Source organism: Massilia terrae, from assembly GCF_024753145.1.
GTDB lineage: Bacteria > Pseudomonadota > Gammaproteobacteria > Burkholderiales > Burkholderiaceae_D > Telluria > Telluria terrae.
This window is the reverse complement of record NZ_JANUGU010000014.1, coordinates 1-22,949: the sequence shown is the minus strand read 5'-3', so window position 1 is coordinate 22,949 and position 22,949 is coordinate 1. Positions and strand designations below refer to the sequence as shown.

The 22,949-nt window shown below is 66.3% G+C and carries 25 protein-coding genes; 17 read left to right on the top strand and 8 right to left on the bottom strand.

Annotation, left to right across the window (positions count from 1 at the left end):
- Window positions 1–53: 53 nt before the first annotated feature.
- Window positions 54–482: a DUF29 domain-containing protein gene (locus NX778_RS24035; RefSeq protein ID WP_258814345.1), complete on the top strand. Its 429-nt coding sequence runs from the start codon at window positions 54–56 to the stop codon at window positions 480–482.
- Between the two features lie 31 nt (window positions 483–513).
- Here the strand turns inward: NX778_RS24035 and NX778_RS24030 are convergent, their stop codons facing one another.
- Window positions 514–1,599 carry an extracellular catalytic domain type 1 short-chain-length polyhydroxyalkanoate depolymerase gene (locus NX778_RS24030; protein WP_258814344.1) on the bottom strand — a complete coding sequence of 362 codons (1,086 nt, stop codon included), beginning with the start codon at window positions 1,597–1,599 and terminating at the stop codon, window positions 514–516.
- 106 nt (window positions 1,600–1,705) lie between these two features.
- Between NX778_RS24030 and NX778_RS24025 the strand changes: the two genes are divergently transcribed.
- The 4 genes from NX778_RS24025 (at window position 1,706) to NX778_RS24010 (ending at window position 4,264) form a co-directional block, all read left to right on the top strand.
- Complete coding sequence (locus tag NX778_RS24025) at window positions 1,706–2,134, top strand: thioesterase family protein (protein WP_258814343.1); 429 nt, start codon at window positions 1,706–1,708, stop codon at window positions 2,132–2,134.
- A complete protein-coding gene (locus tag NX778_RS24020; RefSeq protein WP_258814342.1) occupies window positions 2,131–2,325 on the top strand; it encodes a DUF1289 domain-containing protein in 195 nt (64 codons plus the stop codon). The genes NX778_RS24025 and NX778_RS24020 overlap by 4 nt, the downstream gene beginning before the upstream one ends.
- Window positions 2,326–2,345: 20 nt before the next feature.
- Window positions 2,346–3,230 carry an MBL fold metallo-hydrolase gene (locus NX778_RS24015; protein WP_258814358.1) on the top strand — a complete coding sequence of 295 codons (885 nt, stop codon included), beginning with the start codon at window positions 2,346–2,348 and terminating at the stop codon, window positions 3,228–3,230.
- A gap of 71 nt (window positions 3,231–3,301) precedes the next feature.
- Window positions 3,302–4,264: an NAD(P)H-dependent flavin oxidoreductase gene (locus tag NX778_RS24010; protein WP_258814341.1), complete on the top strand. Its 963-nt coding sequence runs from the start codon at window positions 3,302–3,304 to the stop codon at window positions 4,262–4,264.
- A 146-nt stretch (window positions 4,265–4,410) separates the two neighbouring features.
- Here NX778_RS24010 and NX778_RS24005 read toward each other — a convergent pair whose 3' ends face one another.
- Both NX778_RS24005 and NX778_RS24000 read right to left on the bottom strand, forming a co-directional pair.
- Complete coding sequence (locus NX778_RS24005) at window positions 4,411–5,001, bottom strand: hypoxanthine-guanine phosphoribosyltransferase (protein WP_258814340.1); 591 nt, start codon at window positions 4,999–5,001, stop codon at window positions 4,411–4,413.
- 80 nt (window positions 5,002–5,081) lie between these two features.
- Entirely contained in the window at window positions 5,082–5,435 is a 354-nt protein-coding gene (locus tag NX778_RS24000) for an MmcQ/YjbR family DNA-binding protein (RefSeq protein ID WP_258814339.1), read from the bottom strand.
- Between the two features lie 189 nt (window positions 5,436–5,624).
- On the opposite strand from NX778_RS24000, the gene NX778_RS23995 reads away from it, so the two are divergent.
- The 7 genes from NX778_RS23995 (at window position 5,625) to NX778_RS23965 (ending at window position 10,817) form a co-directional block, all read left to right on the top strand.
- The gene (locus NX778_RS23995) at window positions 5,625–7,442 is read left to right on the top strand and encodes an aminopeptidase P family protein (protein WP_258814338.1); all 1,818 of its coding nucleotides are present in this window, start codon (window positions 5,625–5,627) and stop codon (window positions 7,440–7,442) included.
- Complete coding sequence (locus tag NX778_RS23990; protein ID WP_258814337.1) at window positions 7,442–7,705, top strand: hypothetical protein; 264 nt, start codon at window positions 7,442–7,444, stop codon at window positions 7,703–7,705. Before NX778_RS23995 ends, NX778_RS23990 begins: the two co-directional genes overlap by 1 nt.
- Before the next feature lie 15 nt (window positions 7,706–7,720).
- Window positions 7,721–8,482 carry an MgtC/SapB family protein gene (locus tag NX778_RS23985; RefSeq protein WP_258814336.1) on the top strand — a complete coding sequence of 254 codons (762 nt, stop codon included), beginning with the start codon at window positions 7,721–7,723 and terminating at the stop codon, window positions 8,480–8,482.
- 29 nt (window positions 8,483–8,511) lie between these two features.
- Window positions 8,512–9,090 (top strand): DUF924 family protein, encoded by a 579-nt coding sequence (locus tag NX778_RS23980; protein WP_258814335.1) that lies wholly within the window; start codon window positions 8,512–8,514, stop codon window positions 9,088–9,090.
- 1 nt (window position 9,091) lies between these two features.
- Window positions 9,092–9,925, top strand: a complete 834-nt coding sequence (locus NX778_RS23975) for a Rossmann-like and DUF2520 domain-containing protein (protein WP_258814334.1) — start codon at window positions 9,092–9,094, stop codon at window positions 9,923–9,925.
- Window positions 9,926–9,953: 28 nt separating this feature from the next.
- Window positions 9,954–10,331, top strand: a complete 378-nt coding sequence (locus tag NX778_RS23970; RefSeq protein WP_258814333.1) for an MAPEG family protein — start codon at window positions 9,954–9,956, stop codon at window positions 10,329–10,331.
- A gap of 123 nt (window positions 10,332–10,454) precedes the next feature.
- Window positions 10,455–10,817 carry a hypothetical protein gene (locus tag NX778_RS23965; RefSeq protein WP_258814332.1) on the top strand — a complete coding sequence of 121 codons (363 nt, stop codon included), beginning with the start codon at window positions 10,455–10,457 and terminating at the stop codon, window positions 10,815–10,817.
- A gap of 60 nt (window positions 10,818–10,877) precedes the next feature.
- On the opposite strand, the gene NX778_RS23960 is transcribed toward NX778_RS23965, so the two are convergent.
- Window positions 10,878–11,456, bottom strand: coding sequence for a putative pterin-binding protein (locus NX778_RS23960; protein ID WP_258814331.1), 579 nt, complete (start codon window positions 11,454–11,456; stop codon window positions 10,878–10,880).
- Between the two features lie 52 nt (window positions 11,457–11,508).
- Here NX778_RS23960 and NX778_RS23955 point away from each other — a divergent pair, with 52 nt between their 5' ends.
- Together NX778_RS23955 and NX778_RS23950 are read left to right on the top strand one after the other, a co-directional pair.
- Window positions 11,509–12,105, top strand: a complete 597-nt coding sequence (locus NX778_RS23955; RefSeq protein WP_258814330.1) for an alpha-ketoglutarate-dependent dioxygenase AlkB family protein — start codon at window positions 11,509–11,511, stop codon at window positions 12,103–12,105.
- A 182-nt stretch (window positions 12,106–12,287) separates the two neighbouring features.
- Window positions 12,288–12,866, top strand: coding sequence for an outer membrane beta-barrel protein (locus tag NX778_RS23950; protein ID WP_258814329.1), 579 nt, complete (start codon window positions 12,288–12,290; stop codon window positions 12,864–12,866).
- 73 nt (window positions 12,867–12,939) lie between these two features.
- Here NX778_RS23950 and NX778_RS23945 read toward each other — a convergent pair whose 3' ends face one another.
- The 4 genes from NX778_RS23945 to NX778_RS23930 form a co-directional block, all read right to left on the bottom strand.
- Window positions 12,940–13,461: an REP-associated tyrosine transposase gene (locus NX778_RS23945; RefSeq protein WP_258814328.1), complete on the bottom strand. Its 522-nt coding sequence runs from the start codon at window positions 13,459–13,461 to the stop codon at window positions 12,940–12,942.
- 209 nt (window positions 13,462–13,670) lie between these two features.
- The gene (ettA, locus tag NX778_RS23940; RefSeq protein ID WP_258814327.1) at window positions 13,671–15,338 is read right to left on the bottom strand and encodes an energy-dependent translational throttle protein EttA; all 1,668 of its coding nucleotides are present in this window, start codon (window positions 15,336–15,338) and stop codon (window positions 13,671–13,673) included.
- A gap of 48 nt (window positions 15,339–15,386) precedes the next feature.
- Window positions 15,387–16,271, bottom strand: a complete 885-nt coding sequence (rarD, locus tag NX778_RS23935) for an EamA family transporter RarD (RefSeq protein WP_258814326.1) — start codon at window positions 16,269–16,271, stop codon at window positions 15,387–15,389.
- Window positions 16,272–16,348: 77 nt separating this feature from the next.
- The gene (locus NX778_RS23930) at window positions 16,349–17,935 is read right to left on the bottom strand and encodes an SMP-30/gluconolactonase/LRE family protein (protein WP_258814325.1); all 1,587 of its coding nucleotides are present in this window, start codon (window positions 17,933–17,935) and stop codon (window positions 16,349–16,351) included.
- Between the two features lie 82 nt (window positions 17,936–18,017).
- Here NX778_RS23930 and NX778_RS23925 point away from each other — a divergent pair, with 82 nt between their 5' ends.
- The 3 genes from NX778_RS23925 to NX778_RS23915 all read left to right on the top strand — a co-directional run bounded on the left by NX778_RS23925 (window position 18,018) and on the right by NX778_RS23915 (window position 22,915).
- Window positions 18,018–20,408, top strand: coding sequence for an HzsA-related protein (locus NX778_RS23925; RefSeq protein ID WP_258814324.1), 2,391 nt, complete (start codon window positions 18,018–18,020; stop codon window positions 20,406–20,408).
- A 91-nt stretch (window positions 20,409–20,499) separates the two neighbouring features.
- Window positions 20,500–22,374 (top strand): potassium transporter Kup, encoded by a 1,875-nt coding sequence (locus NX778_RS23920; RefSeq protein ID WP_258814323.1) that lies wholly within the window; start codon window positions 20,500–20,502, stop codon window positions 22,372–22,374.
- Window positions 22,375–22,474: 100 nt separating this feature from the next.
- Window positions 22,475–22,915 (top strand): FKBP-type peptidyl-prolyl cis-trans isomerase, encoded by a 441-nt coding sequence (locus NX778_RS23915; protein ID WP_258814322.1) that lies wholly within the window; start codon window positions 22,475–22,477, stop codon window positions 22,913–22,915.
- The last annotated feature ends 34 nt before the right edge of the window (window positions 22,916–22,949 follow it).

Genomic DNA, 22,949 nt, shown 5'->3' with positions numbered 1-22,949 from the left:
TGAAGCAAAGGTAGCAGTACTGCTGGAGTCGATTTTTGTTTGACGGAGGGGTTATGCGCACTTCTTACGATGCCGATGTGGCAGCTTGGGCTAGCGAGCAAGCAGCGCTGCTGCGCGCTGGTCAATTTGACGCAATCGACGCACTCCACATCGCTGATGAGATCAAAGATGTTGCGAGGAGTGCAAAGTGCGAATTGGGTAGCGAGCTGATTGCGCTCATCGCACAACTTCTGCAATGGAAATACCTGCCTGGAGGGCAATGCGGAAGCTGGGAATTAGGGATCGACGTGCAACGCCGCGCAATTCGCTATTTGCTGGACACGACGCCGAGCCTCAAGCGCTACTTTGATGACGAAGAATGGATGGAATTACTGTGGATGCGTGGTGCCCTTGCGATCGTGCGCGAATCGGGGTTGGATATTCCGGAGCAGTGGCTATGGTCCCTCAGCCAAGTGCTTGATGATGGATTCCTGCCCGATTAGCCGAATTACCGCCGGAAGATGGCTCTGATGGTCAGCGCTGCGTCCTGAAAAAACGCAGCATTTCGCGGCTGGCGTCGGGCCCGCGCGCATCGGTGTAGCTGCCGTCCGCGCTGCCGCCGAACCACGCATGGCCGCCGCCGTGGACGAGCCAGTGTTCAGCATGCACATTGCCGTCGTCGCGGTGGTGCAGGGTGCGGGTGTAGGCGTGGCCGTCGGGTACTTGCCCAGGCTCGGCGACGGAGGATTTTGATAGTGGCATCGTGCCTTGGGCGATCAGCTCGTCCGACGCTGCCGGGTGGACTACCTTGTCCTGGTCGCCGTGGAACACGATGAGGGGAAGGGCACGTCCGGGCACATGGCGGCGCTTGAAATCGCCCTTCATCGCCGCCAGCGCGGATGGCAAGTCGTCGGCGGCCGCGAAGGGCAGGCCGGAGTGCACGCCAACCGCCGCGTACAGGTCCGGATACAGCGTACCCATGATGGTCGCCATCGCGCCGCCGGCGGACAGGCCCGCCACGTAGACCTGGCCGGCATCGACCGCGTGGGTGGCGATGATGTGGCGTGTGATGCCCGCGATGATGGACGGTTCGCCATGGTCGCGCTGCTGGTCGATTTCGTTGAACCAGTTCCAGCAGCGCGAGGGGTTGGCCTGCTGCGACTGCGCCGGATACACGACGATGCAGGGGAGCTCTTCGGCCAGCACGTTCATCTGCGTGCCTTTGGCGAAGTCATCCGGATCTTGCGTGCAGCCGTGCAACATGACGAGCAAGGGCACCGGCTGGCCGTGGTAGGTGCTCGGCACATAGAGCTTGTAACCGCGCGTGCCGGCCTCGTTGGTGAAGGCGCCGTCGCTGAACTGGCCGGGCAGGCCGGTGCGCGCTTCGGGCCGGGGCACCTCGTGCGGCAGGTCGATCGCGCCCAGCAGGTCCGCGGCCGGCTGCGCTGGCGCGCGCGGCGGCGTGCTGGCCTGGTCCACCATGCGCCGCGCCGCGCGCTGCAGCGCCGTCGCGTTGTCCAGCGCCTGCTGGAAGGCTTCGGCGGTGGTCGCCGGCGTCCTGCGCATCAGGGCGCGCGCGGCGGCGCGCATCGGGGCAAACAATTTGTGGTTCAATTTCATAGGCTGATCGTCTCGCCGTTGAGCTGGGCCGCCAAAGCGGTGGTAGTCTACGCTCTTGAGGTCGCGGGTCAAGCGGCCTGCCTGAACCCTTGAATTCTGCTTATCCATGAGTCCCGAGCTGAAACCCGGCATCCGCTTCGAATGGCGCTACACCGTCCCCGCGCGCGCTACCGTCCCCAATCTCTACCACGATACTGCTTTTTGCCTCGACATGCCGGATGTGCTCGCAACCGGCTATATGGTCGGCATGATGGAGCTGGCTTGCGTGAACGGTATCATGCCCTACGTCGACTGGCCGCGCGAGCAAAGCCTGGGCACCATGGTCAACTTCGCGCACGTCGCGCCCACGCCGCCTGGCATGACGCTCACGATCAAGGGCGAGGTGACCGAAGTGGAGGGACGCCGCGTGCGCTTCCGCGTCGAGGCCTGGGATGAGGTCGAGCGCATCTGCGAAGGCGAGCACGAACGCTTCATCATCGATCCGCTGCGCTTCGCGGACAAGCTGGCGCGCAAAACCGCGAAGGTGGCCGAATGAAGCCCGAAGACCAGACGCCGGTGCCGTCCCCCTGCATCAACGTGTGCCAGATGGCGCCCGACACTGGCTTGTGCATCGGCTGCATGCGCACTATCGACGAGATCATCGCCTGGAGCAGCGCCAGCGATGACTACAAGCGCGCCGTGTGGGCCGAGATCCGACGGCGCGAAGAGCGCATCGAATTCAAGTGAACGCCGCGCTGCCGGCGTCGATGCGCGTGTTCGAGCGTGGCTGGCTGTCGTCCAACAATGTGCTGTTCACCGGCGAGCAGGCCGCGCTGGTGGACAGCGGCTACTTCACGCATGCGCCGCAGACGCTGGCGCTGGTGCGCCAGGCACTGGACGGCCGCGCGCTCGACCTGCTGGTCAACACGCACCTGCATTCGGACCACTGCGGCGGCAATGCTGCCTTGCAGGCGGCCTACCGCTGCCGCACCGTCATCCCAGCCGCGGAAGCCGCCAAGGTCGCGCATTGGGATGAGGATGCGCTCAGCTACAAGGCCACAGGCCAGCAGTGCGCCCGCTTCGGCTTCGATGCGACGCTGTCCGCCGGCGACACCCTCACGCTGGGCGGCATGCGCTGGCAGGCGCTGGCCGCGCCCGGCCACGATCCGCACGCGCTGCTCTTCCATTGCGCCGAACATGGCATCCTGGTCTCCGGCGACGCCCTGTGGGAAAACGGCTTCGGCGTGATCTTCCCCGAGCTGGCGGGCGAGCCGGGCTTCGACGAGCAGCGCGCCACGCTTGACCTGATCGCCACGCTGGACGCGCGCGTCGTCATTCCCGGCCACGGACCAGTGTTCACCGATACCGCGGCTGCGCTGGACCGCGCGCGGGAGCGCCTCGACTACCTGGCGGCCAGCCCGCGCCGTAATGCCGAAAACGCGGTCAAGGTCATGCTCAAGTTCCTGCTGCTGGAGCGGCAGTCGCTCGCGCTGGACACGCTGCCCGCGCTGCTGGCGTCCATCCCGCTGGTTGAGCATGTGCGCCTGGCGCAGCTGGCAATGGAGCCCTCGGCGCTCGCCGATTGGGCGGCCAAGGCGCTGGTCCGGGCCGGCGCTGCGCACGTCGATGGCGGCATGCTGCGCAACGATTAGAGGAACGAACCTAGCACGGTCGTGCTTTTTCGATTCTATAATCGGAGGAACCAATAACCCCGAGACCGACCATGACGCTACCCGCCGTGCTGCAGGACCTGACCCTCCCGGTGATCGCCTCGCCGATGTTCATCGCCAGCGGACCCGCGCTGGTCGCCGCGCAGTGCAAGGCCGGCATCGTCGGCTCGTTCCCGGCGCTGAACGCGCGCCCGGCCGAGCTGCTCGACAGCTGGCTCACCGAGCTGCAGCAAGAGCTGGCGGCCTTCGGCGCGGCCAATCCGGGCGCGCGGGTCGGGCCGATCGCGGTCAACCAGATCGTGCACCAGTCGAACGACCGGCTGGAGCACGACGTCGAGGTCTGCGTGAAGCACCAGGTCCCGATCATCATCTCGTCGCTGCGCGCGCCGCCGCGCGAGATGCTCGATGCTGTGCATGCCTACGGCGGCATCGTGCTGCACGACGTGATCTCGATCCGCCATGCGCAGAAGGCGCTGGAGGCGGGTGTCGATGGGCTGATCCTGGTCGCCGCCGGCGCGGGCGGGCACGCGGGCGCGCTGTCGCCGTTCGCGCTGGTGGGCGAGGTGCGGCGCTTCTTCAAGGGGCCGGTCGCGCTGTCGGGCGCGATCGCGACCGGTGACGCGATCCTTGCCGCGCAAGCGATGGGGGCCGATTTCGCCTACATCGGCTCGCGCTGGCTGGCCACGCGCGAATCGAATGTCAGCGACGCCTACCGCGATGCGATCGTCGGATCGGCGGCGTCGGATATCGTTTATACCAATCTGTTCACCGGGGTGCACGGCAACTACCTGCGCAAGTCGATCGAGGCCGCCGGTCTGGATCCGGACGACCTGCCGCAATCGGACAAGAGCAAGATGAGCTTCGGCTCCGGCAGCGCCAAGGCCTGGCGCGACATCTGGGGCGCGGGGCAGGGCGTGGGGCTGATGGACGATGTGCCGACGGTGGCGGAGATGGTGCAGCGGTTGAAGGCGGAGTACGACGCGGCGCGCAGACGTCTCTGTGCAGGCACTATGTGATCAAGCGGGACCCCCATTTTGCTCGCATACCGATACAGCGTGTGCTGGTGGTCCGCACGAGAAATGGGGTTCCCGCCTCCGCGGGAAGTCGTTTCCGGCAGTGCCGGGAACGACGGTAACTATTTTTGGAACGCCTTCGGCCCGGCTTACTCCAGCGTCGCCGCCTTCAGATCCTCCGGACTGATCGCCCACAGCGCCGGCAGGTTGCGCCAGTACCCGTACACGTCCATCCCGAACCCGACCACGAAGCGGTTCGGAATCGTCAGCCCGACAATATCCGCCTGCACCGGCTTCTTGCGTCCCAGGTCCTTGTCCGCGAACACCGCGATGATCACCTCTTTCGCGCCCATCCCCAGCAGCCGCTCCTTCACCTGCGCCAGCGTCTCGCCTTCATCGAGGATATCGTCGAGCACGATGATGGTCTTGCCTTCCACGCTCTGGCGCGGAATCACCTTCCACACCACCTGCCCACCCTTGTCCTCGTCGCCATAGCGCGTGACGTGGATGTAGTCGAATTCGAGCGGAAAATCCAGCAGCGGCAGCACATGGCCGGTGAAGACCACGGCGCCGCCCATCACCCCCAGCACCAGCGGGAAGGAGGCTTCCTCCGTATCGCGAAAGCGCAGGTTCAACTGGTCGGCGACGCGGCCGACCGCGGCCTGCACCTCTTCGGCGGTAGCGACAGGCTCGGCATGTTCAAGCAGGGCATGGGCCCGGTTGTGGTGGAAGTCTTGCATGGGAATTCTGTAAAAAAGAACACGGCCAGATTATGCGGCATACCAGGGGCAGTGTGCAGCGTGATTGAATTCGTTCCCGATCAATCGTGCGCGAGAATTTCGCGCTGCAGTTTCCTGGTCAGCTTGGCGAACACGAGCTCGTAAGACCGGCGCAACAGTTCGGCCGCCTCTTCGTCCCCCAGCGCGTCGGTATCCTCGACATAGACCCACTTGGCGCGGGCGAGGTAGGGAGCGGGCACCAGACCCGGCCTGTCGGTCAGCTCGAGGAAGCGCTCGTCATCGACCTTGAAGCTGATGCCCCCGTCCTCCTGCCCGGTGCGGGTCACCGCAAACATCTTGTCGCCGACGGAAAACACGAGGTCGGCGCCCCATTTCATGTCCTCAGTGCAGCCGGGAAATGTCCTGCATAATGACTTTGCGATCTCAAGATCCATGCCGTCCTCGCGCGGACCCGAACTGCCTGTGGTGTTGCCGCATCATCTGCGCCTCCTTCTTTTTGTTCAGCTTCAATATTACCGCGATCGGCGCGCCGATCTGCCGCCTTGCTGCCCGAGCATTTGCACCGGGGCTCACAATTGCGGCGTATCATAGACGGCTCGAATTACAGAGATAACAAGTTGTCCATGTCCGATACCGATTTCCAGCAGCTGCGCGCCGAGCGCCTGGCCGCCCTGCGCGCCGCGATGGCGCGCAACCAGGTCGACGCCTTCGTCGTTCCGTCCAGCGACCCGCACCTGTCCGAATACCTGCCGGGCCGCTGGAAGGGCCGCGAATGGCTGTCGGGCTTCACCGGCTCGGTTGGCACCTTCATCGCCACCGCCGACTTTGCCGGGGTGTGGACCGATGGCCGCTACTGGACCCAGGCCGAGCAGGAACTGGCCGGCACCGACATCAAGCTGATGAAGATCCCGTCCGGCGCCAGCCTGCAGCACATCGACTGGCTGGCCGCCAACCTGCAGCCGGGGCAGACCGTGGCGGTGGACGCCTGCGTGCTCGGGCTGGCCGTGGAACGCCTGCTGCGCGATGCGCTGGCCGCGCGCGGCATCCGCCTGCGCACCGATCTCGACCTGCTGGACGACGTCTGGGCCGACCGCCCCGCGCTGCCGCCGAATGAAGTGTTCGAGCACCTCCCGCCCTACGCCGTGATGGCGCGCGCCGACAAGCTGGCCGCCACCCGCGAGGCCATGCGCCAGCTGGGCGCCGACCGCCACTTCATCTCGACGCTGGACGATATCGCCTACCTGTTCAACCTGCGCGGCGCCGACGTCAACTTCAACCCGGTATTCGTCTCGCATGCGCTGGTCGAAGCCGACACCGCGACCCTGTTCATCGGCGAAGGCAAGGTCCCGGCCCAGGTGCGCGACCGCCTGCTGGCCGACAGCGTGCAGGTGGCGCCGTACCAAGAGGCGGCCACCAAGCTGTCCGCGCTGGAAACCGGCAGCACGCTGCTGGTCGACCCGCGCCGCATCACCGCCGGCATGCGCGCCGAGGTGCCAAAAGGCGTGCGCGTGATCGAGGCCATCAACCCGACCACCTTCGCCAAGTCGCGCAAGCTGGAAGCCGAAGCGGCCCACGTGCGCGCGACCATGGAGCAGGACGGCGCCGCGCTGTGCGAGTTCTACGCCTGGCTGGAGCCGGTGCTGCGCGACCCGAACCGCGCGCCGCTCACCGAAGTCGCGATCGACGAGCATATCACCGCCGCGCGTGCGCGCCGGCCGGGCTTCGTCAGCCCGAGCTTCGCCACCATCGCCGGCTTCAACTCGAACGGCGCCATCATGCACTACCGCGCGCAGCCGCATTCCTGCGCCGTCATCGAAGGCGACGGCCTGCTGCTGATCGACTCCGGCGGCCAGTACCTGGGTGGCACTACCGACATCACCCGCGTGGTCCCGGTCGGCACGCCGTCGGCGTCGCAGAAGCGCGACTTCACCCTGGTGCTCAAGGGCCTGATCGCGTTGTCCGCCACCAGCTTCCCGCGCGGGACCCGCTCGCCGATGCTGGACGCGATCGCGCGCGCCCCGATCTGGAAAGCCGGCATCGACTACGGCCATGGCACCGGCCACGGCGTCGGCTACTTCCTCAATGTGCACGAAGGGCCGCAGTCGATCTCGCCGTCCACGCCGCCCGATCCGCACACCGCGATGGAGCCGGGCATGATCACCTCGATCGAGCCGGGCATCTACCGCCCCGGCCACTGGGGCATCCGGCTCGAGAACCTGGTGCTCAACCGCGTCGAGCAGACCACCGAGTTCGGCGAGCACCTCGGCTTCGAGACACTCACCCTGTGCCCGCTCGATACGCGCTGCCTCGACCTGTCGCTGCTGCGCGCCGACGAAATCGCCTGGCTCAACGACTACCACGCCACCGTGCGTGCGCGCCTGTCGCCGCACGTCGATGGCGCGGCCCGGGCCTGGCTGGAAGAACGCACGAGGGCCATCTGATGGCTGGCGCGCGTTCCACCCGCGCCAGCGCGGCCGTCGACCGGCTCAAGAAACGCACCGGGCACCCGGGCTATTCGATGGCGATCACGGGCGACGGCCTGTTCTTCCTGTCCGAGAGCCCGGGCGCGCCGCCGCTGTGCGCCCCGCTCGAGCTGGACGACTTCGTCGCCTTCGTCAACGGCCTGGGGCCGCAGGAGCAGAAGCGCGTGAGCAAGCACGACCTGGCTTTCGAAAAGCAGCTCGTCAAAAAGAACAATCCATAAGAAGAGAGAAAGCGTATGCCAACGCATGAGGTATTGAGCGGCTATTGGTCGGCTACGGAACTGGCCACCAACGGTGTAATCCTGTTGACCATTGGCGGCGCCCTGCTGCTCGGCCTCCTGGTCGGCTTCGAGCGTTTCTACCACGGGCGCGCGGCCGGCATGCGCACCTACGGCCTGGTTTGCATGGCCTCGGCCGCGCTGACCGTCGTTGCCGGCTATCCCGGCTTCTGGTTCGGCGGCCACGGGTCGCACGGCGCCCTGCTGTCGGTCGCCACCTCGGTCGACCCGACCCGCATCATCCAGGGCGTGGTCACCGGCATCGGTTTCCTCGGCGCCGGCGTCATCATGCGCGAAGGCTTCAACATCAGCGGCCTGACCACTGCCGCCTCGATCTGGGCCTCGTCGGTGATCGGCATCCTGATCGGCGTCGGCTTCTACCTGTCGGCGATCGGGATGGCGTTCTTCGCGGCGACCATCATGGCTGGCCTGAACCGCCTCGAAGCCTATCTGCCGCACCGCCATGCGATCGCGGTGCGCATGCGCTTCAAGGCCGGCTACGTTCCGCGCGAGGACGTGCTGCGCCGGATCGCGTTCGAGCGCGGCTACGAGATCGCCGGCGGCTCCCTCACCATCGGCGGCGACACCAGCGGCCAGGAGTGGCGCTTCGTGGCGCTCGCATTGACACGCCAGAGCGGCGTGTCGGTGTCGGACCTGGCCAATGAACTGAACGCGTTCGAAGGCATCGACGGCTTCCAGCTGTCGCACGCCCGCAACTGACACAACAATAAAAAGACAGGGAAAAACTGATGAAGGCTCAGGACGTACTCGATTTCTGGTTCGGCCCGCCCGGCAGCGCGGAATACGGCAAGGCGCGCGCCCAATGGTTCCGCAAGGACGAGGCATTCGACAACGATATCCGCGCGCGCTTCGGCGACCTGATCGCCCATGCCGTGGCCGGCGGCCTGCGCGAATGGGACGAGGAGGGCCCGCAGGGCATGCTGGCGCGGATCCTCGTGCTGGACCAGTTCACCCGCAATGCGCGCCGCGGCGCACCGGGCGCGTTCGAGGGCGATACGCTGGCGCTGGTTGCCGCGCGCACGCTGGTGGACTCGGGCGCGTACCGCGAACTGCCGCCCTTCCAGCGCGCGTTCGTGTTCATGCCGTTCGAGCACGCCGAGGAACCGCGCGCGCAGGAGCAGGCGGTCGAGCTGTTCACCGAGCTCGCACAGCAGCATGAGGGCTTCGCCGACATGCTCGATTACGCCCACCGCCATCGCGGCGTGATCGCGCGCTTCGGCCGCTTCCCGCACCGGAACCCCATCCTCGGCCGCGCCTCGACGCCGGAAGAAGCCGAGTACCTGCGCCAGCCCGGCAGCGGATTCTGACGTGGCGCCCGCGCTGAACATCGTCGGCGCCGGCCACGTCGGGCGTGTGCTCGGCCGCCTGTTCGCGCAGCGCGGCGTGTTCGAGGTGCAGGATGTGCTGACCCGCTCGCGGGACAGCGCGCAGCAGGCGGCCGGTTTCATCGGCGCCGGCCACGCGGTGGACGGCATCGGCGCCATGCGCCCCGCGCCGGTATGGATGCTCGCCGTGGGCGACGACCAGATCGCGCCGGTGTGCGTGGCGCTGGCACAGGCCGGGCTGCTGGCGAATGCGGTGGTGTTCCACTGCAGCGGCGCCAAATCGTCGGCCGAACTCGATGCGGCAGCGCAGGCAGGCGCCGCCACCGCCAGCGTGCACCCGATCCGCAGCTTCGCCGATCCGCAGGCGGTCGCCGCGGCCTTCGACGGCACCTTTTGCGGCATCGAGGGCGCGCCGGCGGCACTGGCGCTGCTCGGCCCGGCCTTCGAAGCCATCGGCGCGCGCCTGGTCCCGATCGATGCCGCCGCCAAGACGGTCTACCACGCGGCGTCGGTGTTCGCCTCCAACTATCTTGTGACCGTGCTCGATGCCGCGCTGCGCGCCTACCAGGCCGCCGGCATCGCGCCCGAGGTGGCGCGCCGGCTGGCCGCGCCGCTGGCCACCGAAACCCTGTCCAACGTGCTGCGCCTCGGTCCGGAGGCTGCGCTGAGCGGCCCGGTCGCGCGCGGCGACATGGCCACCGTCGCGCGCCAGCAAGCCGCCGTCAGCGGCTGGGATGCGCCGACCGGCGAGCTGTACGCGGCGCTGGCCGAGGCCACGGTCGAGCTCGCTCGCCGCAAGCGCGCCGGCCATGCATAAGTTTTTCTAACTCATGGGAGAGCATTGAATGGTCCTGACAGCCTGGATCACCCTGGCCGCGCTCGCGGTCTACTTCTGGACTTGCGGCAACGCGGGCCTTGCGCGCGTCAAATACAAGGTGCCGGCGCCCTCGATGGACGGCCCGGATGCCTTCCTGAGCGCGCACCGGGTGCAGATGAATACGCTGGAGCAGTTGCCGCTCGTGCTGGTGCCGATGTGGCTGTGCGCGTTTTTCTTGGGCGATCGCTGGGCCGCGGCCGGCGGCCTGCTGTGGTGCGTGGGCCGTATCCTGTACGCGCTCGGCTACTACAAGGAGCCGCGCCGGCGCGAAGCCGGCTTCGTCACCGGCATGATCGCCAGCGGCTTCCTGATCGTCGGCACGGTGGCCGGATTGGTATCGCACTGAAACAAAAAAGATGCCTCCAAGCATCGACAAAGTCTCCGAATCGCAATAAGCTTGTCAGCCATATCAGACAAGCTCGGGCGAGGCTGACGGCCGCTACCGACGCCAGGACGGAGGAAGACCAGCATGTTGTTTTTGAAGAGCACCAGCGTGACCAAAGCTCCCGGCGTGTACGAGGTGGACGTCGCCGCGAAGCCGCCGGGCAAGACTTTCGGCATTTTCCTTGCCACCGACCCGGACAATCCGCCGAGCGCCATCTTCAGCGAGCTGGAGAAACTGGGCTTCCACAAGAGCTATCAGCAGGGCTACACCCACAAGGACAAGGGCAAGGTGCTCGACGTCCATTACCACAAGAACGGCACCGACCTGTTCAATGGCTGGAAGACCGAGGAGTGCACCGATAACCTGGCGGCGATCGATGCTTTGTTCAACAGCCACGGCATCAAGGTGGCGCCGCGGGTGATGAGTTTGGCTGAGGCCTACCGTTAAGCCAAGAACGTCGTTCCCGCGTCCGCGGGAATGACGGCATCTCTTAAAGACGCGTTCCGTTCAGGCCTGCACCGCCACGTGGTACAGCGCCCACGGGCAATTGCCAAAGCGCGCGTTCAGCGGCTTCGCCGCCATCTCCGGCACCCGGTCCGCATCGTAGACGGCCCACAACGGTCCCAGCCCGCCCAGCGGCATCGGCTGCCCGTCCAGATGCGTCGCCACAATGAAACCAAGGCTGCGCGCCTGCTTGCCGCTCAGCTCCACCGCGTAGCCATCCACCGCGCGCAGCAGGAATTTCCCAGCATCGCCCACCCGCGCACCAGCGCGGGCCAGCACGTCCAGCAGCAGCGGCCCGCGCAACTCGTGCGCCTTGCCGTCATATTCCAGCGTCGGCCGGATCGTGCGCGCCGGCAGCGCCGCCAGTTCCGCGAAGTCGAAGGCCCAGGCGCGCTCGAAGCTCACTTGCTGCTTGTGCATCATCTGGTCCAGCGCCGGATTGAACGGGCCGCGGTTGCCGCGTTCGATGGCGCCGCTCACGGTCAGCAGGGCAGGGCCGCGCGCGGCCGGCGCGGCAAGGGTCGAAGCGGGCGCGGCCACTGCCGCCAGCGCGGCGCTTCCCAGGAATTGGCGTTTGTTCATGCGAAAATGTCCTGTTCTTGCAATCCCGCCATCATAGCCGCAAAACTCAGCCGTGGACCTGTTTGCTTCCTCCGCCACTCTCACGCCGATCCCGGTCGAGGATGGCGAGCTGGCCTTCCTCCCCCAGCTCGCCTTGCCCTGGCCGAACGAGGAGATCCTGCGCCGCCTGATCGACGAGACCGCCTGGCGCGCGGAGACCGTCGTCGTCTACGGCAAGCGCCACTTGCAGCCGCGCCTGACGGCATGGCATGGCGATGCCGGCTATACCTATTCCGGGCTGCGGCTGGAGCCGCTGCCGTTCAGCCCGCTCCTGCAAACGATCCGCGCTGCCGTCGAGCAAGCCACCGGGCGCCGCTTCAACAGCGTGCTCCTCAACTATTACCGCAACGAGCGTGACAGCATGGGCATGCATGCCGACGACGAGCCGGAGCTCGGTCCGGAGCCGGCAATCGCATCGGTGAGTTTCGGCGCCACCCGCACTTTCATCCTGCGGCACAAGGCCAGCAAACGGACAATCAAGCTCGACCTGGCCGACGGCAGCCTGCTGCTGATGGCCGGACAGTTCCAGCAAGAGTGGCTACACGGCATCAACAAGCTCAGCCGCCCAACTGGTCCACGCGTCAATCTAACTTTTCGGTATATCTTTTAATTCGCTGCGATCCAACAGTCATTTTCTCTCATCTACTACTGAACAATAAGTCAGTTATCTTACATTTGATTACAGTTCTTACCAAATCCGCACGGTGTTGAAGATTTGTCAGTGCTATCTTGGCCTCGTCGCGATTCCCTTTGAATTGCGAAATAGCACTAGTTGAGTAAAGGAACTGAAAGATGAAGAAAATCGTATTCGCACTCATCGCTGGCGCCGCAGTCGCCACCGCCGCCCAAGCCCAAGACAGCAACGCGCCGCGTGGCTACATCGGTGTCGGCGCCGCAACCGCCGATCACCAGTACTCGATCAACGGCGTCAACACGACCGGCAACGATGGCTACAAAGCCTCGGCCAAGGTCTACGGCGGCTATGAATTCAACAACACCTGGGGCCTGGAAGCGGGCTACACGGACTTCCGCAAGTCCAACTTCAACTACACCACCGCGGCCGGCGCAACCGGCAGCGGCCATTCGGACGGCCATGCCACCTACCTGGCCGCCAAGGGCAATATCCCGATCAACGAGCAATTCTCGTTCTACGGCAAGCTGGGCGTGGAAAACATGCACAGCAACCTCAGCACCAGCACCCCGGGCCTGTCGGGCAGCAAGAGCGACACCGGCGTGTACGGCGGCGTGGGCGTGCAGTACAACCTGAGCAAGCAGGTTTCGCTGAACGCCGAGTACGAGCGCTACGGCAACAAGAAAGACTTCGGCGCCAAGCCGGACGTCTGGACCGCCGGCGTGCGCTACAACTTCTAACTCGTAGCAAGCCGCGTGGCGACACGCGGCCATCCTGGGTAAAAACGGAAAAGGGCCTGCGGGCCCTTTTTCTTTAGCGTGCGTTTTCCAGCAGCAGCGGTAGCGGCGGCCGCACCGGCGACGGATCCGCTTCGCCCCAGCCGGCCGAGATGAAGCGATGCAGCGAGGACCACGGCCAGTCGGCCGCGTTGGCGCACAGTCCGTGGCGCACCGGGTTCGCATGCACGTAGTCGGCCAGCGCGGTGTATTCGGCATCGTCGCCGATGCGGTGCTCGAGGTAGTGCGGTTCCCAGACCGCACCGTCGGGCGCGTCCGTCACCATCGCCTTGCGCAGCGATTTGGAGAAGGCGATCTTGACGGCACGCCAGCGCGCCGCGCAGTCGTGGTCGCCGGGCGGCAGGGTCCAGATCGTGTGTGCGTGATCCGGCAATACCACCCAGGCGTCGGCATGAAACGGCTTGCGGATACGCGCTTGTCGGATCGCTTCGCTAAACGCGGCGATCTGATCGGTCAGCAAAGTGCTGTTGCGGTCCAGCAGCCGTACCGTGAAGAAGTACGTCCCGCCCGGGACGCGGTTGTCGCGGTAATCTGTCATCGGCTCGTGTCGCACCGCCACCACGGGGGTGTAATGGCTGGCGCGAAAGCGAGGCCTTAACGGCCTCGTCGGAACTGATTTTACACAGGGTCGGTGCGTGGGCCCGATCCATTTCCGCGCACAAAAAAGCCCGTGTTTACGGGCTGTCTTTGAAACTCTTCAGTATCCACCGTCGTCCCGGCCTGCGCCGGGACGACGGTGGTGGCGATTTAGCCGTGCAGCGGTTTGTAGCGGATCCGCTTCGGCTTCGCGCCTTCCTCGCCCAGGCGGGCCTTCTTGTCGGCTTCGTATTCCTGGTAGTTACCGTTGAAGAAGGTGACCTGCGAGTTGCCTTCGAACGCGAGGATGTGGGTCGCGATGCGGTCGAGGAACCAGCGGTCGTGCGAGATCACCATCACGCTGCCGGCGAATTCGAGCAGCGCATCTTCCAGCGCGCGCAGGGTCTCCACGTCCAGGTCGTTCGACGGTTCGTCCAGCAGCAGCACGTTGCCGCCCTTGAGCAGGGTCTTGGCCAGGTGCAGGCGGCCGCGTTCACCGCCGGACAGGTTGCCGACCTGCTTCTGCTGGTCCGCGCCCTTGAAGTTGAAGCGGCCCAGGTAGGCGCGCGACGGCATCTCGAAACGGCCGACCTGCAGCACGTCGGCGCCGCCGGTCACGTCCTCGAACACGGTCTTGTTGTCCGCCAGCGCATCGCGCGACTGGTCGACCAGCGAGATTCTGGCGGTCTGGCCGACATGCACTTCGCCGCTGTCCGGCTGTTCCAGCCCCGCGATCATCTTGAACAGGGTGGACTTGCCGGCGCCGTTGGGGCCGATGATGCCGACGATCGCGCCCGCCGGAATGGTGAACGACAGGTTGTCGATCAGCAGGCGGTCGCCGAAAGCCTTCGACACGTTCTTGAATTCGATGACGTCATTGCCGAGGCGCTCCGCCACAGGAATGAAGATTTCCTGCGTTTCGTTACGCTTCTGGTATTCGTATTCCGACAGCTCGTTGAAGCGGGCCAGGCGCGCCTTCGACTTGGCCTGGCGTGCCTTCGGATTTTGGCGCGCCCACTCGAGTTCTTTGGCCAGCGCCTTCTGGCGTGCCGACTCGTGCGCTTCTTCCTGCTTCAGGCGGTCTTCCTTCTGCTCCAGCCACGACGAGTAATTGCCCTTCCAAGGGATGCCATGGCCGCGGTCCAGTTCCAGGATCCATTCGGCGGCGTTGTCGAGGAAGTAGCGGTCGTGGGTGATGCCGACCACGGTGCCCGGAAAGCGCAGCAGGAATTGCTCCAGCCACTCGACCGATTCGGCGTCCAGGTGGTTGGTCGGCTCGTCCAGCAGCAGCATGTCCGGCTTGGACAGCAGCAGCTTGCACAGCGCCACGCGGCGCTTCTCGCCGCCCGACAGCACGCCGATCCTGGCGTCCCACGGCGGTAGGCGCAGCGCGTCGGCGGCCATTTCCAGCTGCAGGTTCAGGTTGCCGCCGTCAGCCGCGGCGATGATCGCTTCCAGGCGCTCCTGCTCTTTGGCGAGCGCGTCGAAGTCGGCGCCGTCTTCGGCATAGGCGGCGTACACGGCTTCCAGCTTGGCTTGCGCTTCGAAGGCTTCGCCCAGGCCGGATTCGACTTCCTGGCGGACGGTTTTTTCCGGATCGAGCTGCGGCTCTTGCGGCAGGTAGCCGATCGACAGGCCCGGCATCGGGCGCGCTTCGCCCTGGATGTCGGTGTCGATGCCGGCCATGATTTTCAGCAGCGTCGACTTGCCCGAGCCGTTCAGGCCCAGCACGCCGATCTTCGCGCCCGGGAAGAAGGACAGCGAAATGTCTTTGAGAATCTGGCGCTTCGGTGGGACGATCTTGCCCACGCGGTTCATGGTGTAGACGTAGTTAGCCATGCTTTGTCACAGTAAGAAATAAGGACGACAGGATACGACAGAAAGCGCTTACCCAGCGGTTTTTCTGATCATTCTTTGGCGCAGCAAGCCCTCGCCGGCGAACAGCGCGAGCGCGGTCCAGATCAGCACGAAGCCGATCAGCTTGCCGCTGTCAAAGTGCTCGTGGAACAGCCACACGCCGAGCAGGAACTGCAGCGTCGGCGACAGGTATTGCAACAGGCCCAGCACCGACAGCGGTATCTGGCGCGCGCCGGACGCGAACAGCAGCAGCGGGATCGCCGTGATCGGCCCGGCCGCGACCAGCAGCAGGCGGGTGGTGTCCGAGGGCGTGTTGAGGAAGGCGTTCTGGCCGTGCACCGTCAACCATGCCACGTAGACCAGCGCGAGCGGGAACAGCACCATGGTTTCGAAGGACAGCCCTTCCAGCGCGCCCAGCGCCGCGGTCTTGCGCAGCAGGCCGTAGATGCCGAAGGTGGTAGCCAGCAGCAGGGCGATCCACGGCAGGTTGCCGGACTGCCAGGTCAGCCAGGCCACGCCGGCCGCCGCCAGCGCGATCGCGCCCCACTGTCCGGGACGCAGGCGTTCCTTCAGCAGCAGGTAGCCGAACATGATGTTGACCAGCGGGTTGATGAAGTAGCCGAGCGAGGACTCGATCACATGGCCAGTGGTCACGGCCCAGATGTACAGGCCCCAGTTGGCGCTCAGGAAGAAGGCGGAGGCGATGAAGCTCAGCAGGATCTTTGGCTTGCGCGCCAGGCTCAGCCATCCCCACTGGCGGCGCACGGTCAGCACGATCGCCAGGAACAGCATCGACCACACCATGCGGTGCGCCAGGATCTGCATCGGCGGCACGTCGGCGATCGCGTGGAAATACAGGGGGAACAGGCCCCAGCACAGGAATGCCAGGGCCGCGGAGAGGATACCGGTATGCATGGGGACGGAGGTGTGGGGTTGCTAGCCCAACATTATCCCTGAAATCGGACCGCGCTGCCCGGGGGCGACGGTACCTGCTATTTACCCACCGCGAACAGCACCGCATTATTGATCGCATACACCGTCCCATCCGCCCCCACCGCGGTCGGCGTGTACGACTCCCCCAGCCCGCTGGTCAGCTGTACGCTCTGGGTCAGCTTGTTCGTCGCCATATCCCACCGATACAGGAAGCCGTCCTCGCTGTTCACCAGGATCGACTTGGTGAACGGATCGACCGCCGCCGTGTTGATGCACCACTCGACCACGCCGCCCGGGAAACTCGGATCCGGCGTCAGGCCCAGCACCGTCTGCACTTCCTTCATCACCGTCACGGCAGGCGTGATGGTATCGGCCTGCGTTCCGTTCGGATCCAGCACCGCTACCTTGTTACGCGAATCGCCGCTGCCGGCGCGGCCGTAGTTGTTGTACTTGGTCATGATCAGGTACTTCGACGAACCCGCATACCCCGGCACCATCGACGCCGGCACGATCGAGGCCGTGTCGTCCCAGCCGAACGAACCCGGCGTCTTCGATTGCGCCAGCGTGGCGTCGAAGTGCAGCAACCAGCCGCGCGCATTGTGCTGGGCGTAGGTCGATTCCAGCACGCCGAAGAACACGTCGCCATCCGTCCCGATGGTGGGCGAGGCGGTGCCGTCGTCCGAGACGGAAGCCGGCACCTGGGTCTGCGGATCGAGCAGCAGCACCTTGGCCTTGAGCACCAGGGTCGCCGCGTCCAGCGCCAGCAGGTAGCCCTTGGTGCCGTTGTCGCCGTTGACCGCGACGTACACCGTCTTCTCGTCGGTGGACAGGGCCGGCGCGCTGTTCATCGCGGCCTTGTTGATGTTGCTGTCCTGGGTCAGCGTGGTGGCGGCGGCAAAACTGGCGGTGCCGTCGGCCGAAATGCGCGCGATCCCGCCTTTCAGGCCGCCGGGCGCGCCGGCCAGCGCGGTGAAGCCGAAGTAGATATTGCCGGCGCTGTCCGCGGTGATCGGCGTATTGACGAACACCGTCGCGTCGTAGGTGGCCTTGTTGGCGCTGTACGAGGTGTCGCCGTAGAACGCGATGCTTTTGTTGGTGGAGCTGGCCGAATCGGCGTCGTCGCGGTATAGCACGCGGCCGCCGCTGCCGGCCGCATACACACGGTTTGTTGCGGTCAGCGTCACATTGAAGCTGGGCGACCAGCGGTGCGGCGGCATGATCCAGTCGCTCGCCATCGACCACAGCAGGCTGCCGTCGGCGCCGGCGTGGGCTTCGATCGTGTAGCCGCCCGTCGCGTTGCGCTTGACCGGCACAAGCACCGTGTTCTTCGACGTGATCGCCGGCGAGCCGTAGTGCACCAGCAGGTAGCCCTGCGGGCTGTATTGCGGCGCCAGGTCGACCGGCGTGCGCCAGCGGATGCGGATCAGGTCCTGGGTGGCGATCTGCGAGGTCGCGGCGTGCTGCGAGCTGCCGCCGAAGCCCAGCCAGGCTGGCCCGTTCACGGCGACGGGCGGCGGCGGCGCCGGTGGCTGCACCGAGGCCGAGCCGCCGCCTCCGCCCCCACCGCATGCCACCAGCACCGCGCCTGCCGCCACGGCGGCCAGCAGCGCCAGTTTGCCTTGTCCTCGTTTCGCGACCAGATGCATGACGTCTCCCGCTGTTCTTATTGTTGGCAAGTATGAACCATTGCTGAGCTAAACTTGCAAGAATTTGTACAACCGTGCGCCCATGAAGCCTGCCGTTCCATGCCTTGCCGCGCTGGCCATGCTGGCCGCATGCAGCGACCGCGCCCGCGACCCCGCGGCGCCCGCCATCGCCGGCTTTTCGGCCGATGCGCCGGCGGTCGACGCCGGCCAGCCGGCGCGCCTGCGCTGGGAGGTGCGCGGCGCCAGCACGGTGACGATAACGCCCGGTGTCGGCACGGTCGCGGCCAGCGGCAGCATCGCCGTCGCTCCAGACATCACCACCGCCTACACGCTCACCGCGCGCGACGCCGCCGGCCACGCCGCCCAAGCCGCGCTGACGCTCAACGTGAACGCGGCGGCGCCGGCGCCGGCCAGCTTCCCTATCCTGTTCGCGACCCAGGTGCCATTGGCGACCGACAGCGCCGCGCGACTGTCCGCCTTCGCCAATCACCTGACCGGCGTCGTCCAGGTGCCGCGTGGCGGTGACCTGATGCTGCGCTATCCGGACGGCAGCCTGCGCAACCTGACGCGCGAAGCCGGCTTCGGTTACGACGGCCTGCAGGGCGCTCGTGCGATCGCGGTGCGCGAACCGGCCAGCGACTGGGATGGCAGGCGCGCCATCTTCTCGATGCTGGTCGGCGCGCCCGCCGGGCCGGGCCAGCAGCCGCGGGTGTTCTGGCAGCTGTACGAGGTGACCGGCCTGTCCAAAAGCGAGCGCGCCCGCATCGTGCGCGTGCCGGGGCAGCCTGCGGAAGCCAACAACGTCTCGCCGCTGTACGCCAGCGACGGCCGCATCCTGTTCACCTCGGACCGCCCGCGCGGCGGCCAGCCGCATCTCTACCCGCAGCTGGACGAATACGAAGCCATGCCCACCACCACCGGCATCTGGAGCCTGGACCGCAAGAGCCATGCGCTGCGCATCCTCGACCACGCGCCCAGCGGCGCCTTCAGCCCCTTCATCGACAGCTACGGGCGCGTGGTCTTCATCCGCTGGGACCACCTGCAGCAGGATCAGCTGGCCCAGCGCGACCGCGACGCCCGCGCCAACGGCGTCGCGCTGCCCTTCGGCTCCTTCAACTACGCGGGCGAAGCCCTCGGCGCGGCGCCGCTGCCGGCGCGCACCGAGGTGTTCCCGGAACCGCGCGCACCGGGCCAGGGCAAGTACGGCAGGGTGAACGGCTTTACCACCAACTTCTTCACCGCGTGGACGATGAACCAGGACGGCAGCGGCGAGGAGACCCTCAACCACGTCGGCCAGCACGAACTGGCCTTCGGCTACATGACGCCGAGCTTCCGCGACGATCCCGCGCTGTCCGGCCAGACCGTCGACACCCTGCACGCCAACCGCACCAGCATCCGCCGCGAGGGTGGCCTGTTGCAGCTGCGCGAGGACCCGCGCCGCCCCGGCAGCTACGTCGGCGTGGCCGCGCGCGACCGCGGCTGCTTCGGCACCGGCCAGCTGGTGCTGCTGCGCGGCGGGCCGGGCCTGAACGGCGAACAGATGACGGTCGATCCGCTCACGCCCGGCGACCCCGGCGACGCGCTGCCGGGAGGGCGCTTCCGCAATCCGCTGGCGCTGGCCGACGGCGCGCTCATCGCCAGCTTCACCCGCGAAGCGCGCGCGCCGCTGGAGGGCGGCACGCTGTCCGGCCTGCGTCTGGTGCGGCTCGAACGCGATGCCCGGACCGGCCTGTGGCGCGCCGGCGCGCCGCTCACCGGCGGCATCCGCAAGACGGTGTCGTGGTGGACCGGCGCAGGCCGCCAGCGCTGGTCCGGCGAGCTGTGGGAGCTGGAGGCGGCCGAGCTGCGCCCGCGCGCGCGGCCGCAGCGCGCACAGGCCGGCCTCGAAGCACCGGAACGCGCGGTGCTGGCGCAAGAGCAGGTAAACGAAGAAGAGCTGCGCGCCTGGCTGGTGCGCCATGACCTCGCCCTGATCGTAACGCGCGACCAGACCAGCCGCGATCGGGCAGACTTGCAGCAACCGTTCAACCTGCGCGTGCCGGACGGCGTCCAGACGCGCTCGAAGCGTGCGCCCGACGCCAAGGTCTACGAGATCGCGCATTTCCAGCTGTTCGAGGGCGAGCAGCTGCGCGCCTATCCTGGGCGTGAAGGCCGCCGCGTCATCGCCCAGCCGCTTCACGATGGCCGCAACCCTGACAATCCAGGCGGCCCGGCCGGCAGCGTGCGGATCGCGCCGGACGGCTCGACCGCCGCCTTCGTCCCGGCCCGCCGCGCGCTGAGCTGGCAATCCACCGACCGCGCGGGCGAAGCGGTGGTGCGCGAGCGTAACTGGATCACCTTCCAGGCCGGCGAGATGCGCGTGTGCGCCTCCTGCCATGGCGTCAATACGCGCGACCAGGCCGAACGGCTGCCTCCCGTGACCCAGCCCGAGGCCCTGCGCGCGCTCCTGGCTTGGTGGAAAACGCAGCCGTAGAGGAGTACAGTTGCACGATTGCTACAACGCTTGCATTTCGCCCGAGACAGGCATATTGTGCACCGCACCAAAATAAAAACGTGGTGAAAATTTGGCATCCGAACACAACAAAAGCGGCATCAGTGCCCTGACACTCGCGGCGATCGGCATCGTTTATGGTGACATCGGTACCAGCCCGCTGTACACGCTGAAAACCATCTTCGACCCGGTCCACGGCCTGGTCCTCAACGAGGCCAACCTGCTTGGCATCATCTCCCTGATCTTCTGGGGCCTGACCCTGGTGGTCTCGCTCAAATACGTGACCCTGATCCTGCGCGCGGACAACCGCGGCGAGGGCGGCATCATGGCGCTGATGGCGCTGGCCCTGTCCTCGGTGCGCAAGACCAGCTGGCAATTCCCGCTGATGGTGCTTGGCGTGCTGGGCGCGACCATGTTCTATGGCGACAGCGTGATCACCCCGGCCATCTCCGTGCTGGGCGCGGTCGAAGGCCTGGAGGTCGCCACGCCTACGCTGACTCCCTACGTGGTGCCCTTGACGATCGTGGTGCTGGTTTCCTTGTATTCGGTGCAGCGGCACGGCACGGCCGGCATCGGCCGCTGGTTCGGCCCGATCATGGTCCTGTGGTTCATTGCGCTCGCCATCATGGGCCTGATCAACATCGTCAAGGCGCCGGTGATCCTGTCCGCGCTCAATCCGCTGCACGCCTTCGACTTCATGCTGCGCAACCGCTTCATCGCCTTCGTGGCGCTGGGCGCGGTGGTGCTGTCGCTGACCGGCGCCGAAGCGCTGTACGCCGACATGGGCCACTTCGGCAAGAAGCCGATCCGCGTGGCCTGGTTCCTGATCGTGTTTCCTTCACTGGCGATCAACTACATGGGCCAGGGCGCGCTGCTGATGTCCGATCCGTCGACCATCGAGAACCCCTTCTTCCGCCAGCTCGGCGCCTGGAGCGTGCTGCCGCTGGTGGTGCTGGCGACCATCGCGTCCGTGATCGCGTCGCAGGCCACCATCTCCGGTACCTACTCGATGACCAAGCAGGCGATCGCGCTCGGCCTGCTGCCGCGCATGCGCGTCATGCACACCTCCGAACGCGAGATCGGCCAGATCTACATGCCGGCCGTGAACTGGCTGCAGCTGGTGGTGGTGCTGCTGGCGGTGGTCGGTTTCGGCTCGTCCGAGAAGCTGGCCGGGGCCTACGGCATCGCGGTGACCGCGACCATGCTCGCCACCACCATCCTGACCTTCTACGTGGTGCACTACCGCTGGCAGCTGCCGCTGCTGCTGGCGCTCGGCTCGACCACCTTCTTCATCCTGATGGACGTGGCCCTGTTCTCGGCCAGCACGCTCAAGCTGTTCCATGGCGGCTGGTTCCCGCTCATCCTCGGCAGCGTCATGTTCACCGTGATGCTGACCTGGAAGCGTGGCCGCGAGCTGGTGTTCGAGAATCTCCAGACCCACGCGATCCCGCTGGACGACTTCCTGCAGTCGCTGTTCGTGGCGCCGCCGGTGCGGGTGCCCGGCACCGCCGTGTTCCTGCGCAGCGAGAGCGACGGCGTGCCGCACGCGCTGCTGCACAACCTCTCGCACAACAAGGTGCTGCACGAGCGCGTCGTGTTCCTGACCGTGCACATCCGCGAAGAGCCCTACGTGCCCAAGGAGGAGCGTGCCACCGTCATCGCGCTCGGCCACAACTGCTTCCAGCTGAACGTCTGCTACGGCTTCAAGGACGAGCCGAACATCCCGGCCATCCTCGACCTGGCCGAGGTGCACAGACTCGATTTCAACATGATGGAGACCTCCTTCTTCATCGCGCGCCAGACCGTGATCTCGGTCCCGGGACGCGGCATGGCGCGCTGGCGCGAGCACCTGTACATCGCGATGTCGCGCAATGCGCGCGCGGCCGCCGACTACTACCAGATCCCGCCGAACCGCGTTATCGAGCTCGGGACGCAAGTCGAGATTTGATACAAATACTTACAAAGTGCCTACACCTCCTGCGGTTTCCTTACGGTAAGGTGCGTGACTTCCACCTGATTCCGCCACCTTTACCCGCAAGGACCGTTTCATGAAACTGAAGTTACCCCTGATCGCCGCTTTCGTCGCCATGCTGAGCCTGACCGCCTGCGGCGGCGGCGGCAGCTCCTCGTCCAACAGCGGCTCGAGCTCGGTCGCCAGCCCGGCTACCCTGACCTACACCGACACCGTGGTCGGCACCGGCACCACCGCGATCGCCGGCAAGAGCGCGACGGTCAAGTACACCGGCTGGCTGTACAGCACCACCGCGACCGGCAACAAGGGCAACCAGTTCGACAGCGGCCAGTTCACCTTCACGCTGGGCAGCGGTTCGGTGATCCCCGGCTTCGACCAGGGCGTGACCGGCATGAAGGTCGGCGGCAAGCGCACCGTGCTGATCCCGTCCAGCCTGGGCTATGGCGCGTCCGGCACCAGCGGCATCCCGGGCGGCTCCGGCCTCGTGTTCGACATCGAGCTGGTCTCGGTGCAGTAAATACGAAGCGCATGAAAAAACCGGGCCGCGGCCC

Coding starts and splice junctions, on each gene's coding strand:
- NX778_RS24035 (WP_258814345.1), top strand. CDS start 54: ATGCGCACTTCTTACGATGCCGATGTGGCAGCTTGGGCTAGCGAGCAA.
- NX778_RS23945 (WP_258814328.1), bottom strand. CDS start 13,461: ATGACAGATTACCGCGACAACCGCGTCCCGGGCGGGACGTACTTCTTC.
- NX778_RS23995 (WP_258814338.1), top strand. CDS start 5,625: ATGTCCGATACCGATTTCCAGCAGCTGCGCGCCGAGCGCCTGGCCGCC.
- NX778_RS24010 (WP_258814341.1), top strand. CDS start 3,302: ATGACGCTACCCGCCGTGCTGCAGGACCTGACCCTCCCGGTGATCGCC.
- NX778_RS23985 (WP_258814336.1), top strand. CDS start 7,721: ATGCCAACGCATGAGGTATTGAGCGGCTATTGGTCGGCTACGGAACTG.
- NX778_RS24015 (WP_258814358.1), top strand. CDS start 2,346: ATGCGCGTGTTCGAGCGTGGCTGGCTGTCGTCCAACAATGTGCTGTTC.
- NX778_RS23980 (WP_258814335.1), top strand. CDS start 8,512: ATGAAGGCTCAGGACGTACTCGATTTCTGGTTCGGCCCGCCCGGCAGC.
- NX778_RS23950 (WP_258814329.1), top strand. CDS start 12,288: ATGAAGAAAATCGTATTCGCACTCATCGCTGGCGCCGCAGTCGCCACC.
- NX778_RS24000 (WP_258814339.1), bottom strand. CDS start 5,435: ATGGATCTTGAGATCGCAAAGTCATTATGCAGGACATTTCCCGGCTGC.
- NX778_RS23930 (WP_258814325.1), bottom strand. CDS start 17,935: ATGCATCTGGTCGCGAAACGAGGACAAGGCAAACTGGCGCTGCTGGCC.
- NX778_RS23960 (WP_258814331.1), bottom strand. CDS start 11,456: ATGAACAAACGCCAATTCCTGGGAAGCGCCGCGCTGGCGGCAGTGGCC.
- NX778_RS24030 (WP_258814344.1), bottom strand. CDS start 1,599: ATGAAATTGAACCACAAATTGTTTGCCCCGATGCGCGCCGCCGCGCGC.
- NX778_RS23965 (WP_258814332.1), top strand. CDS start 10,455: ATGTTGTTTTTGAAGAGCACCAGCGTGACCAAAGCTCCCGGCGTGTAC.
- rarD (WP_258814326.1), bottom strand. CDS start 16,271: ATGCATACCGGTATCCTCTCCGCGGCCCTGGCATTCCTGTGCTGGGGC.
- NX778_RS24025 (WP_258814343.1), top strand. CDS start 1,706: ATGAGTCCCGAGCTGAAACCCGGCATCCGCTTCGAATGGCGCTACACC.
- NX778_RS24005 (WP_258814340.1), bottom strand. CDS start 5,001: ATGCAAGACTTCCACCACAACCGGGCCCATGCCCTGCTTGAACATGCC.
- NX778_RS24020 (WP_258814342.1), top strand. CDS start 2,131: ATGAAGCCCGAAGACCAGACGCCGGTGCCGTCCCCCTGCATCAACGTG.
- NX778_RS23915 (WP_258814322.1), top strand. CDS start 22,475: ATGAAACTGAAGTTACCCCTGATCGCCGCTTTCGTCGCCATGCTGAGC.
- ettA (WP_258814327.1), bottom strand. CDS start 15,338: ATGGCTAACTACGTCTACACCATGAACCGCGTGGGCAAGATCGTCCCA.
- NX778_RS23970 (WP_258814333.1), top strand. CDS start 9,954: ATGGTCCTGACAGCCTGGATCACCCTGGCCGCGCTCGCGGTCTACTTC.
- NX778_RS23990 (WP_258814337.1), top strand. CDS start 7,442: ATGGCTGGCGCGCGTTCCACCCGCGCCAGCGCGGCCGTCGACCGGCTC.
- NX778_RS23925 (WP_258814324.1), top strand. CDS start 18,018: ATGAAGCCTGCCGTTCCATGCCTTGCCGCGCTGGCCATGCTGGCCGCA.